This is a genomic window from Deltaproteobacteria bacterium, assembly GCA_016709225.1.
Taxonomy (GTDB): Bacteria; Myxococcota_A; Polyangia; order Nannocystales; family Nannocystaceae; genus Xiheibacterium; species Xiheibacterium phototrophicum.
The window spans coordinates 2,412,921-2,425,576 of the sequence record JADJEE010000012.1 but is presented as its reverse complement, the minus strand read 5'-3'; the positions used below and the strand labels follow the sequence as shown (position 1 = coordinate 2,425,576).

Below are 12,656 nucleotides of genomic sequence, written 5' to 3'. Positions count from 1 at the left end.
TCACCAGCGGCGTCGCTCGACCGTGCTGCCATCGCTGGTCGCGAGCCACAGCACCCCGTCGGCGTCGCGTCCGACCGCGACGACCGAGGGCGGCGTCAGCGAGGCGTCGACCTCGTCGCACGCCAGCGGCACCAGCTCGAGTTCCGGGCGCACGTCCCAGCCGAAGCGCGTCGCCAGCGAGCCGTCGGAGGCGATCGCGAACACGTCGGCCCGTTCGTTGCTGTCGATGCGCGCGACGCCGACGTGGACGACGTCGGTGAGATCGAAGTCGTCGGCGTTGCCACGGCTTCCGAACGCGGGGTCCCACAGGCGCAGGTTCGCGTCGGCGCGTACGTCGAGCAGATCGACCACGCCGTCACCGTCGAAGTCGTCAGCGAACATCCCGACCGACGGCGAGGCGGCACCGACCCCCTCGAGGCCGGCTTCGCCACCCGCACCGCCGACGATGATGCCGTAGCCCATGGCCACGGGATATGCGAGGTCGACGCTGCCGTCGCCGTCGAAATCGCCGGCGGCCATGCGGCCCTGCGCCTGTGCGGCACCCAGCGCGACCGCGTCCGCGAGACCGCCGCCGCCGAGGCCCGGCAGCGACGAGATACCGGCTTCGGTCTGCACCAACAGATCGATCATGCCGTCACCGTCGTGATCGCCGAAGACCAACACGTCGATGGCGTGCCCGCCGAGCGCGTCTTCATGAAAGGCGGTCCACGTGGTGCCGTCCGCATCGCGGCGGAACACCTGCAGTGTCGGCGCCGGCGCGATGCCGGCGACGGCGAGCTCGGCCACGCCATCGCCGTCGAGGTCGGCGGCTGCGAGGCGCTGCACCGGCCCGGCGGTGAGCAGGGGTGTCACGGTGGTGTCGCTCGCGGCCAACACGGCGTCGCCGCGCGCGACGAGCAGCTGCGGCGCGCCGGCATCGATCTCGACGAAGGCCAGCGCCGTGACGACGCCGTCGCCCTCGCCGAGCGCGAGCGGCTCCGCGGGGCCAGGTTGTGGACGCGACGCGCAGTCCGGGGGTGCCGGGTTGCACAGGCCGTCGAGGCAGACCTGGCCTTCGCCGCAGTCACCGTCGACGGAGCACTCGATCGACGGGCAGTCGTCCGCGGCCACGGCACAGCCGCAGTTGCATGGATCGGCGCAGTCGCACCAGGGCACGCAGGTGCCGTCGACGCAATCGCTGCCGGCTGGACACCCCTCGACGCACGAACCACCGGCGCTGCTGTCGTCGCCGTGCGTCGACGCCGATGACGAACCACCGGAGCCGTCACCGCTGCCATCGCCGCCGCCGGTACCGCCGCACGCCGATGCGACGACCAAACCCACCATGGTTGCACGCACGAGATCCATCGCGACCATCGTCTCCACCCCACCTGGCCGGTCCGGCCCTGCTCGGCCCCCCAATGGGACCCGATGCTCGAAACACCCCAACGCGGGCGCTCCGCAGCGAGCCTAGCACGCCGCGGGCACGCGTCACTCGCCGCCAACGTCCGCGCTTGTGCACCGACGTGCACGTCCGTCGGGACGTCACCTTACGGCAGGTCGCGATGCCACCGGACGTCGGTTCCGACCGGTCCCGCAAGGCGCGAGCAATCCTCGGCGAAGGATTGCCCGCGTCGCGGCCGTTCACCCGAGCGGACCTCGTGGATGGCGTTCATCCGCGGGCCGGGAAGGGCTTGGTGGACCATGCGCAAGTTGATCTCCATTGGTTTTGCGTCGGCGTGTCTCGTCGCGGGTTGTGGTGACGATGTCACCGGCGACACCGATCCCTCGGGCTCGAGCTCGAGCTCGGCCTCGGGCGGTTCGACCTCGACCACCGCATCGACGACCGCGACCACCGCGGACACCTCGGCGTCGAGCACCGCGACGACGACCGATGACACCGGCACGACCGCGACGACGACGGCGACCACCGATGGCAGCAGCAGCAGCGGTGGCAGCAGTGGCAGCGGGAGCAGCGGTGGCAGCAGCAGCAGCGGGAGCAGCGACGGCAGCAGCAGCAGCGGCGGCAACACGACGGGTCCCGACGTGTGCTGCTTGCCGGAAGAGGCGCCGCCGTGCATCGAAGGATCGAGCTGCTGCGTCGACGGCACGTGGGCGTGCAACGACGAGGGTGGCAATCCGACCTGCGACGTCGGCGTCGTGTGCGAGCAGCCCCAGTGCTGCGTCGGCGATCCGCCGGCGTGCATGGGCGGCCCGGCTTCCTGCTGCGGCAATGGCGAGTGGTCATGCCCCGAGCAGGGGGCCTGTGACGTCGAGGGCGAGCCCTGTCCGCCGCCGCCGAGCTGCTGCGACCCCGACGCGATGCCCTTCTGCCTGATCGGCACGGCGTCGTGCTGCGCCGACGGCATGTGGCAGTGCCCCAACGGCGACGAACCGCCCGCGTGCGATCTGGGCGAGGTCTGCGGCGGGATGTGCGTCGGCGACGGCGAGAGCTGTGCGATGGGCGAAGCCTGCTGCGAAGACCTGCAGTGTTGCGGCGGCGTGCCGATCGAGCCCGGCCAGGAGTTCTGCGGGCAGGTGTGTCCGATCAGCGATCGCAATCGCAAGCACAACTTCGCGGCCGTCGATCCGAAGAACGTGCTCGAGCGTGTGCTCGCGATGCCGATCACGACGTGGAGCTACCGCTTCGAGGACGAGGCGATCCGGCACATCGGCCCGATGGCGCAGGACTTCCACGCCGCCTTCGGCGTGGGCAAGACCGACAGGCTCATCTTCCAGGTCGACGCCGATGGTGTCGCGCTGGCGTCGATCCAGGCGCTACACGCCGAGCTCGAGCAGCTGCGCGAGGACAAGGCGGCGTTGCAGCGCGAGCTCGGCAGTCTCGAGCAGCGGCTCGCCAAGCTCGAGGCCGCCGGCCGGTAGCACGCACGCACGCACGCACCGAAAACGACGACGGGCTCGGGACCACGTGGGTGTGGTGCCGAGCCCGTTGGCGTTGCGGGGCCGATGGATCAGCGCAGGCCGTCGAGCGGGTCGTCGCTGTCGCCGCCCTCGATCTTGCGCTTCTTGGGCGCGGGCGGCTCGCTGGGCTCGTCGGGCGTCTCGTCGGGCTTCTCGCTCGGCTTGGTCTCCTCCGGCGGCGGCGTGGCCTTGCTCGGCTTCGGCGTCACGGTGATCGCGATCGCGATGCCACCCTCGATGCGGATGACCTCGCGCTTCTTGATCTCGGACGAGACCGTGTGGTCTTCGATGATGGACTTGCCATCGCGGGTGTAGCCGACCGTCAGCTGGATGGTCTTGCCCTCGCCCTCGCCGCGATCGACCCGCAGCGCGACGTCGTGCACGTGGTTGTCGGCCTTGAACTCGACGTTGCCGTCGGCGCCCCAGTCGAGCACGGCGCCGTCGTACTTGAGGACCTTGCCGCTCTCCTGCTTGAGCTCGATCTTGATCGCCGCGGCGTCCTTGGGCGCGTCTTCGTCTTCGGCCGCGATCACGTCGTCGTCCTCGGCGTGGGCGACGGGCAACACGAGGCCCGAGACCGCGAGGGAGAGACCGAACAAGCCAGGGACCACGAAGCGGGCGCGCAGACGAGACGACGCGAACATGGGCCAGATCTTAGTCGTCGTGGCGGCACGATCAAGCGATCGGCGAAACGTGACCTGGCGCAAGATCGGCGTCCGAAGGCGGGTTCGCAGCTCAAACTGGCGAGAGCTTGGTCGGCCGGGGCCACGCGGGGCACCGGTGGCGGAGTCCCCGCCCCCGCGCGCGCGTGCGCGTGCGCGTGCGCGTGCGCGAGGGCGATGCGCGTGAACGCCTACGCCGGCCTGCGTACGCGGCGATATCGTCGCCCTCACCGGGCGAGCAACCGGGTACCTCTCATGGGGGGCCCTCGGGTCCTTCTGGGAGGGGCGGCGGCGATGGGCGAGCGACAGGGATTTCGAGTGGGGCGTGCGGGTCGCGTCGGGCGTGTGACCGCAGTCGCATCGCTGTCGGCGATGACGGTCGCGGGGATCGCAGGGGCCGCCGAGCTGCGCCCGGTGGGCACGATGGGCGCGGGCCTGCAGCGCGCCGGTGATGCCGTCGGCGCCGACGAGCTGCTCGCGCCGCAGGACCCCTTCGCCGCGACCACCTGTGCCGACGGCACCACGCTGCCGGGCATCGACGTCTCGAAGTGGCAGGGCTCGATCAACTGGAACTCGGTCGCGGGCGCCGGAATCGTCTACGCGATCATGCGGGCGACCCACGGCATCAACACGATCGACGAGTTCTTCGACGAGAACTGGGCCGAGTCGCGCGCGGCCGGCATCTACGGCGGCGTGTACCAGTACTTCGAGCCGGGTCAGGATGCCGTCGAGCAGGCCAACATCATGCTCGAGATGATGGGCCCGCTCGGGCCCGAGGATCTGCCGCCGGTGATCGACGTCGAGAGCCACGGCAACCTGCCGCCGGCCGAGGTCGCGAACGCAGTGGCGCAGTGGATCGCGACCGTCGAGGCCGCGACCGGCGTGAAGCCGATCATCTACACCGGTCGCTACTTCTGGCAGGACTACGTGCAGTCGCCGGCGTTCGCCGACTACCCGCTGTGGATCGCCCACTACACGACCGATTGCCCGAACATCCCCGATCAGTGGGACGACTGGTACTTCCACCAGTACACCAGCAGCGGCTCGGTCGCGGGCATCAGCGGCGACGTCGATCGCAACGACTTCAACGGCGATCTGACCGCGCTCTCGGGCTTGTTCGCCGCGCCCGCGGTGTGCGGCGACGGCAAGTGCACCGGTGACGAGGACGCCGACGTGTGCCCGGAGGACTGCACCGCGTGCGGCATCGTCGATGCGCTGGGCGGCACCATCGACGACGGCGACGCCTGCTATCAGCTGGGCGGACCGCAGGAGTATTGGCGTCACGAGAGCGTCGGTGAAGGCGGCGATCTGGCGTGGACGATGGCCACCGACTACGACACGAAGTCGAACTTCGGTCGCATCGAGCTGCACTTCGCCGACGCCGGCACCTACCGCGTCGAGGCCCACCTCGTGCCCGAGTTCGCGATGTCGACGCGGGCCCGCTACCACATCACCCACGCCGGCGGCAGCAACGACATGATCGTCGATCAGGTCGCAGCGGCCGCGTCCGACGATGGCTGGGCGCAGCTGGGCGAGTTCGTGTTCGAGGCCGGTGGTCACGACCAGGCCATCGAGCTCGATGACAACACCGGCGATCCGCCGGCCAGCGAGATCAAGCTGGTCTACGACGCGGTGCGGCTCACGCGGCTCGATCCGCCCGCGAGCGACGACACCGGCGGCACCACCGATCCGACCGCGGGCGACGACACCGATGACGGGTCGCCGAGCGAGGGCACCGAGGGCCTGCCCAGCGGCGACAGCAGCGGTGGGGTCGACAGCGGCGACGACAGTGCGCTGCCGCCGGGCTTCGCCGATGGCGACGACGCCGGCGGTTGTGGCTGTCGCAGCGATCTCGACGCACGCGCGTCGGCGTGGTGGTTGCTGCTGCCAATCGTGTGGCCACGCCGACGTCGTGTGCAGCGACGCCGCGGCTGATCGGCCGACCGCGTGCTGCAATTGCGGTCGCGGTTCACCGCGGCCGTTGCCTACATGCGATCTTCGTACGTAGGCCTGCGTAGTCGCGCCCTCACTGAGCTGTCGCTCGTCGTCGCGCCCCCCTAAGGTGATGTTGGGCTGGGGCAGAGAGACGAGATGCGGACATGCGAGAGCGACTTCGAATCGGGCGAGAGCGCCGCACGGTGTGGGCCGCGGTAGCGGCCAGCGTCCTGAACCTCGGCATCACCCTGGCCCTCGTGGGCCTGCCTGCGACGGCCACCGCCGCCCCGGCACACCCCGACGACGACCGCGCCATGGGCGACGGCCTGCGCGACTACGAGCTCGCGGCGGCCCTGCGCGCCGGCGAGGTCGAGGCCGCCGGCCAGAGCTCACCGGACGAGCTCGCGACCGAGATCGATCCCAGCGCCGCCTCGGTGTGCGCCAGCGGGGGCACGGTCAAGGGCATCGACATCTCCAAGTGGCAGGGCAACGTCAACTGGACCTCGGTCGCCAACGACGGGGTCGAGTTCGCGTTCGTCCGCGTCTCGCACGGGCTCAACACCTTCGATCAGTTCTTCGACGCGAACTGGTCCAAGGCCCGCGCGGCGGGTCTGCGGGTCGGCGTGTACCAGTACTTCGAGCCCGGCCAGAACGCCGAGGCGCAGGCCGATCTGCTGCTCGAGCACATGGGCCCGCTGCAGCCGGGTGACCTGCCGCCGGTGATCGACGTCGAGAGCCATGGCGGTCTGTCGTCGACCGCGGTCGCGGCGGCGGTGACGAAGTGGGTCAACCGCGTCGAGGCGGCCACCGGCGTCAAGCCGATCATCTACACCGGCCGCTTCTTCTGGCAGGACTACGTCAAGTCGTCCGCGTTCGCCGACTACCCGCTGTGGATCGCCCACTATACGAACGGCTGCCCCAACCTGCCGTCGCAGTGGAGCGAGTGGACCTTCCACCAATACACCGACAGCGGCTCGACGGCCGGCGTCAACGGCAACACCGACACCAACCGTTTCAACGGCGATCTCGAGGCGCTGCTGGCCTGGGGTGGCAACGGCGACAGCTGTGGCGACGGCACCTGCGGTGGCAGCGAGGACAGCAGCACCTGCGCGGCCGACTGTCCCAGCTGCGGTCTGATCGCGGCCGACGGCGGCACCATCGACGACGGCGACGCCTGCTACGTCTTCCACGGGCCCTCGCAGTGGTGGCGCAAGGTCCAGGGCGGTCAGGGCGGTGACTCGGTGTGGACCGGCACCACCAAGACCACGGTCACCAACTACGCCGAGGTGCTGTTCGACTTCGCCGAGGCCGGCACGTACCGCGTCGAGGCCAACGTGCCGACGCCGAACAACACCAGCAAGCAGGCCAAGTACAAGCTCCAGCACGCCGGTGGACTCGCGACCGTGGTGATGAACCAGTCGACGAAGAACGGCTGGGTGTCGCTGGGCACGTTCAACTTCGACGGCGGCAGCGGGGGCTCGCTGACGCTCGCCGATGCCACCGGTGAGTCCAACTCGCTCGGTCGGCGCGTGGTGTTCGACGCGATCCGTCTGACCCGGATCGACGAGCAGGCCGCGGGCGTCGACCCCGACGCCAACGACGGCATCGGTGGCGGCGACGTGTGGGGTCGCGGGGTCGAGGGCGAGCAGTCGTGTGCGGTCGATCCCGGCGCACGCTTCGGCTCCCCGGCGTGGGCGCTGCTCGTGCTCGGTGCATGGGCCGCTCGTCGCCGCGTGCGTCGCTGATCGAGCGGGCCGCGCGGAACCGTCCGGGCGCCCTGGGCGCCCGAACCGGGCTCGCGCGGCCGCTGTTTGCATCGCATCTGTCAACCCGGCGCTCGTCGTCGCGCGACGCCGCGGACGAGCGCCCACGAGCCCTGGTGCAGGCGAGGTCGGTGTGCGCCGCATCGCCCCGCGAGGACCCGCACCGTTTCGGCAATTGCCTCGTGGGCCCGACCGTGCAAAAAATCTTGGAGCTGCCTGATGTCGCTTCGCGCTCAGCTAGACGCCGCGGCCACGCTCCTGGACGAGGGCGCCTCCAACTCCGCGGTACGGATGCTCCGCAGCTCCTGGGAGCCCGAGCTACCGGACGAAGATCGCCTGCCGCTCTACTGCATGTGGATCCGCGGCCTGTGCGACACCGGTGACCTCGACCACGCGCTGACCCTGGCCGAGCGCGCCGCCGACGAGCTGCCCCGCGAGGCCGACGTGCTGATCGCGCTGGGCAACGTCTACGACCTTCGCGGCCAGCTGACCGATGCCCGCGACGCCTTCGTGAAGGCCATCGAGGTCGACGCGACCGGCTCGCTGCAGCACTACAACCTCGGCGCCGTGCTCGAGCGCCTGGGCGACGAGTCCGCGGCCGAGCAGTGCTATCGCCGCTCGATCGAGGTCGACGGCGATGGCCCGACCCTCTTCGAGGCCAATGCCGCCCTCGGTGCCTTGCTGCGTCGCAGCGGTCGGCTCGAGGAGGCCGCCGACGTCTACGAGGCCTACCTCGACGAAGACCCGCTGTCGGTCGAGATGTTGGTCGAGCACGGCATCTGCCTGTCGGATCTCGACGAGTTCGAGGAGGCGATCGATCGCTTCCAGACCGCGCTCTCGATCGACCGCACCCACGGCAGCGGCTGGTACAACCTCGCGATCACGCAGTACCGCATGGGTCAGCCCGAGGAGGCGTTCGCGTCGATGCGCAACGCCCACGAGTCCGACCCGAACAGCCCGCTGACGCTGGCGGTGTTCGGCGCGTGGACGCTGGCGCAGCCCGATGCGGATCTCGACAAGGCGCTGGGCCTGCTCTACGGCGCCATCGATCGGCTGGCGGCGATCGACTCGGCTCATCTCTCGCCGAGCTATGCGAGCCTGGTGTCCGAAGAGGTGTTCGACGCGTTGTGGTCGCGGCAGCGCTACGGCGAGGCCCGCGAGGTCGCGCGCATGGCCGGCCAGCGCGACTGGATCACCGCGCACATGCTCGAGACCCTGAACGAGGCCGACCACGGGCGTGCGCCCGAGATGACGACCTTCACCGTCACCGCGCGCGCGCAGTCGCCCTCGGCCCTCGAGCACTGGCCCGAGGACGCCCACGGCTACACCACCGGCTTCAGCGTGCTCGCCCGCGACGAGGACGAGGCCCGCAAGTACTCGCTCGAGTACCTGCAGAGCCTCGAGCCGTTCCCGCAGGTGCAGTTCCAGATCGAGGCCGTGCGCCCCGGCAACCCCGACGAGATGATCCGCCTGCAGAGCACGCAGCTGCGCGCACGCGGGGTCATCGGTGTGCTGGCCGGCCGCGCCTACTTCCGCGGCTGAACCGGCCATCACCGAGCGTGGTGCCGCAAAGTGTGATTGAAACCACCGAACGGCGGTGGCCATCGCATGCGCGAGTTCGTGATCGCGCATCGCGTCGCGTCGACGCCCGTGTCACGGCGTTCGTGTCCGTGGGCCGCGCTTGACCACCCGCGACGGCGAGGTCCATCGTGGCTGACGATGCACGCCGACCGCTCTGCTCCGCTCTCGCTCCTCGCCGCCTGCATGTTGCTGCTGCCTGTCGCCTGCGACGAAGGTGGTGATGGGCCCACGCCCACCGCTTCGCTCGTCGAGCCCGACGACCCGCCGGTGGCCGACGTCGGGCTCGCCGCCGCGACCTCGCCACAGGCCGCGAAGAAACCCAACGGCAAGAAGCTGTTCGAAGACGAGACCTTCGATGGCAACGGACGCACGTGCCGCACGTGCCACACCAGCTCGACCGGCGCGCTGTCGCCCGAGCAGGTGCAGGACGCGTTCGAGTGCGACGACGACGGGCCGCTGTTTCGCGCGCTCGACAGCGACGATCGCCTGGGCGAGTCCTACGATCGCCTGCTCACCGACGCGACGGTGCTGATCGACATCCCGCTGCCGGCGAACTGGTCGCTCGCCGCCGATCCATCGGCGACCCACGCGACCTTTGCCCGCGGCGTGCCCACCACCAACAACGTGCCATCGCTCGACACCATCTTCATGGCCGACGGTCGCTTCACCACGCTGCAGGACCAGGCCAACGGCGCCATCCATGCCCACGCCGAGCCTGGCCGCGAGCCGACCTTCGCCGAGCTGACCGCGATCGCGGAGTTCCAGCAGACCAACAAGTTCTTCTCGAACAACAAGCTCAAGCACTGGGCCAACGGTGGCCCCGAGCCGACGCTGCCGCCGGGTAACACGCCGGCGCAGATCCGCGGGCGCGCGTGGTTCGTGCCCAGCGCGGGCGGCGTCTGCGGGCACTGCCACGCCGGCCCGATGCTGAACCAGACCTCGGAGTTCCTGCTCGCGCCGCTGCCCCCGGGCTCGCGGTTCTTCACCGCGTTCGTGTCGGAGCTCAACAAGGCCGGCAACCCGGTGCAGAGCTTCGTGGTCGACAATGGCGACGGCACCACCACCGTGATCGACTCGCCCGATCCGGGCCGCGCGCTCGTCACGGGCGATCCGGCCGAGGCCAACTTCTTCCGCATCCCCACGGTGTGGGGCGCCAAGGACACCGCGCCGTATTTCCACGACAACTCCGCCGCGGACCTCGACGAGCTGATGGCCCACTACTCCGACTACTTCCAGATCGTCGGGTTGCCGCCGCTGTCGATGGACGAGCGCGCGGACATCATCGCGTACATGCAGCTGCTGTAGCGGCTGCAGCGGCGCCGGCCTTCGTGCGAGGGCCGGACGCCGCGCCTAGCTGGGCTTCGCGGGCGCCTTGTCCTTGTCGAGACAGATCTCGCCGGTGTCCTTCTTGAGCAGATCGATCTGCTCGCCGGCCTTCTTCTTGTAGTCCTCGGGGGCCTTGGTCTTCTTCTGGCGCAGTGCGTCGAAGTACGCGATCGCGTTGGTGCACTGACCGAGCTTCGCGAACGCGAGGCCCGAGTAGTACAGCGCGTCGGGGATGACCGAGGAGTCCGGCGACTGCTGGATTACGTTGTAGAACTCGCCGAGCGCGGCCTTGTAGTCGCGCTCCGAGAAGTACGTCAGCCCGATGAAGAACTTGACCTCGGCCAGCTTGCTGTCCTCGGGGTAGCGCGATTCGTAGGTGCGCCACAGCCGTCGGGCGTTCTTGTACTTCTTCGCCTTCATCTGCCGATCGGCCTCGGCGTAGAGTTCCGACTTGCCTTCGGGGATGTTGGTGGCCTCGTTGAGCTTCTCTTCGAGCTGCTTGAGGCGCGCGTCGAGATCCGAGCGGACCTCCTTGAGCTCGGATTGCACCGCGCTCGCGACGTTCTCGGCGTTCTCGACCCGACCGCGGAGGTCCTGGGTGTCGGTCTCGAGCACGTCGACGCGGGCACCGAGGCCGGCCTGGTTGCTGCGCAGCACCTCTTCGACCTGCGCGAGCTTCTTCTCGAGCTCGTCGGAGAGCGACGACGCGCGCTGCAGCGTCTCCTGGCTCTGCGCCACCTCCTTGCGCAGCTTGGCCACCTCGCGGGCGATCTCGTCCTGATCGGCCTTGAGCGCGAGGCAGCCGGTGGGCAGCAGGGGGAGCGCGAGCGCGAGAACGAATGGAGCACCGAGACGGATTCGCACGTTCAACACTCCCCTTCGCAGACTACGGCCACACGAACTCGACGCGACGATCCTTCTGCATCGACGCGGCGTCGGTGCCGGTCGCCTCGAGGTCGCCCTTCGAGACCACCTGCATGTTCGACGCGGTGACACCGAGGTCCTCGAGGAACTTCTTCACGCCGTTGCCGCGCTTGTCGGTCAGCATGATGTTGTACTCCTCGGTGCCGCGTTGGTCGGCGTGGGCCTCGAGGTACACCAGCCGGTTCTGCTGCTTCATGCACTCCGAGAGGCCCTTGAGCTGGTCCTGCGCCTCGCTCGAGAGGTTCGGGCTGTCGAAGTCGAAGAAGACCGCCTCCACCGAGCAGGGGTTCGGACCGGCCGGGGTGTCGCCCGAGAAGGCGCACTGCCCGTTGTCGCAGATCTCGTCCATCGCGCACTGGTCGTCGGTCTGGCACGCCGTGCCACCGCCGCCGCCAGGCGTGGTGCAGGTGCCAGTGCCGAGATCGCAGGTGCCCGGCGAGCACTGCAGGTCGTCGGTGCAGTTGGCACACTTGCCCTCGGCGCAGACCAGGCCACCGCCGCACTCGTTGGTCGCCGTGCAGGGCGAGCCCAACGCACCGGCACCACCGGCGCCCGCGGGGATCGTGCTCGGATCGGTGCAGCGGAACTGATAGCAGGTCCAGTCACCGCCACCGGGCGCCTTGCCCTTGCAGTCGTCGTCGGTGGCGCAGTTCTGACACTGGCCGTCGACGCACTTCTCACCGAGGTCGACCTTGCAGTGCTTGTCCTTCTTGCACTTCGGGTACTCGGGCTTGCAGCCGCCGAGGGGAAGCACCATCACGAGTGCGCACGCGAAGAGCGAGGACGGGGCCAGTCGAGACAGGGTATTGCGCATCGTTTCGGTTCTCCCGCAGAAGAGGGTGCGGCGGGTGGGTCGGTGGTTGCCGCGAAGCCCGAACGAAGGTACCGCAGCGGGGCTTTCGGCGGGCCAAGCAATAGCACGCCGGTGGCCTGTGTCAACCGCGCATGGAGCGGGCAAAGATGCGGATTTCGTGGAGTTCTCCGTCGATCTCGAGCCGCTGCGTGTGGCCTTCGCGTCGCACCGAGACGATGTCCGCGCGCGCGATCTTCAGGGTCGGCTCGGCCAGCTCCAGCACGTTGGAGAGCTGCAGACGATGGAGCAAGTATGAGGGCGCATCTAGCTTGCGGTACTCGGCATCGCGCACCTGCAGCGACCACTCGAGCTCGACCGCATCACCTGGGTGCTGATGGGCGGTGACGCTCAGTGCGAACTCTCGACGGCCGCGATCGGTTCGCACGGCGCTGTGCAGCTGCAGCTCGTGTCCATCGGGCACGATCGATCGCTGACGCCTGAGCACGGCCCGCGATCGCGTGCGCGGCACGGTCTCGCCGTCGCCGTCGACGCGCACGATCTCGACCTCGACGGCGATGGGCCACATCGCATCGAGTGAGGCGCCGGTGATCGGCGTGGTGAGGCTGTTGTTGCTCGCCGATGCTTGCGTGGGGACGACGAGACCGCCGACCAGCGAGCTCGCGAAGACGGCGGCGAGCGCGGGAGCAGTGATGACGCGGTGGGTGATCGCGCGGAGCATGACCCACGCCAAAGACACAACTGCGACGCAGT

Annotated in this window: 10 protein-coding genes; 5 read left to right on the top strand and 5 right to left on the bottom strand. The window is 69.5% G+C overall.

Annotated features, from left to right (window positions below):
- The gene (locus tag IPH07_35055; GenBank protein ID MBK6922662.1) at positions 1–1,347 is read right to left on the bottom strand and encodes a VCBS repeat-containing protein; all 1,347 of its coding nucleotides are present in this window, start codon (positions 1,345–1,347) and stop codon (positions 1–3) included.
- Between the two features lie 837 nt (positions 1,348–2,184).
- Between IPH07_35055 and IPH07_35050 the strand changes: the two genes are divergently transcribed.
- Positions 2,185–2,862, top strand: coding sequence for a tail fiber domain-containing protein (locus IPH07_35050; protein MBK6922661.1), 678 nt, complete (start codon positions 2,185–2,187; stop codon positions 2,860–2,862).
- Positions 2,863–2,951: 89 nt separating this feature from the next.
- On the opposite strand, the gene IPH07_35045 is transcribed toward IPH07_35050, so the two are convergent.
- Entirely contained in the window at positions 2,952–3,545 is a 594-nt protein-coding gene (locus tag IPH07_35045; protein MBK6922660.1) for a hypothetical protein, read from the bottom strand.
- 363 nt (positions 3,546–3,908) lie between these two features.
- On the opposite strand from IPH07_35045, the gene IPH07_35040 reads away from it, so the two are divergent.
- From IPH07_35040 to IPH07_35025, 4 genes are all read left to right on the top strand, one after another.
- Positions 3,909–5,498, top strand: a complete 1,590-nt coding sequence (locus IPH07_35040) for a hypothetical protein (protein MBK6922659.1) — start codon at positions 3,909–3,911, stop codon at positions 5,496–5,498.
- Between the two features lie 164 nt (positions 5,499–5,662).
- Complete coding sequence (locus IPH07_35035; GenBank protein MBK6922658.1) at positions 5,663–7,243, top strand: hypothetical protein; 1,581 nt, start codon at positions 5,663–5,665, stop codon at positions 7,241–7,243.
- A 309-nt stretch (positions 7,244–7,552) separates the two neighbouring features.
- The gene (locus IPH07_35030) at positions 7,553–8,803 is read left to right on the top strand and encodes a tetratricopeptide repeat protein (GenBank protein MBK6922657.1); all 1,251 of its coding nucleotides are present in this window, start codon (positions 7,553–7,555) and stop codon (positions 8,801–8,803) included.
- Positions 8,804–9,025: 222 nt separating this feature from the next.
- Positions 9,026–10,147, top strand: coding sequence for a hypothetical protein (locus IPH07_35025; GenBank protein MBK6922656.1), 1,122 nt, complete (start codon positions 9,026–9,028; stop codon positions 10,145–10,147).
- Positions 10,148–10,192: 45 nt separating this feature from the next.
- On the opposite strand, the gene IPH07_35020 is transcribed toward IPH07_35025, so the two are convergent.
- From IPH07_35020 to IPH07_35010, 3 genes are all read right to left on the bottom strand, one after another.
- Positions 10,193–11,032: a tetratricopeptide repeat protein gene (locus tag IPH07_35020; GenBank protein MBK6922655.1), complete on the bottom strand. Its 840-nt coding sequence runs from the start codon at positions 11,030–11,032 to the stop codon at positions 10,193–10,195.
- A gap of 22 nt (positions 11,033–11,054) precedes the next feature.
- Positions 11,055–11,849: an OmpA family protein gene (locus IPH07_35015; protein MBK6922654.1), complete on the bottom strand. Its 795-nt coding sequence runs from the start codon at positions 11,847–11,849 to the stop codon at positions 11,055–11,057.
- A gap of 178 nt (positions 11,850–12,027) precedes the next feature.
- Positions 12,028–12,624: a hypothetical protein gene (locus IPH07_35010; GenBank protein MBK6922653.1), complete on the bottom strand. Its 597-nt coding sequence runs from the start codon at positions 12,622–12,624 to the stop codon at positions 12,028–12,030.
- Between the last annotated feature and the right edge of the window lie 32 nt (positions 12,625–12,656).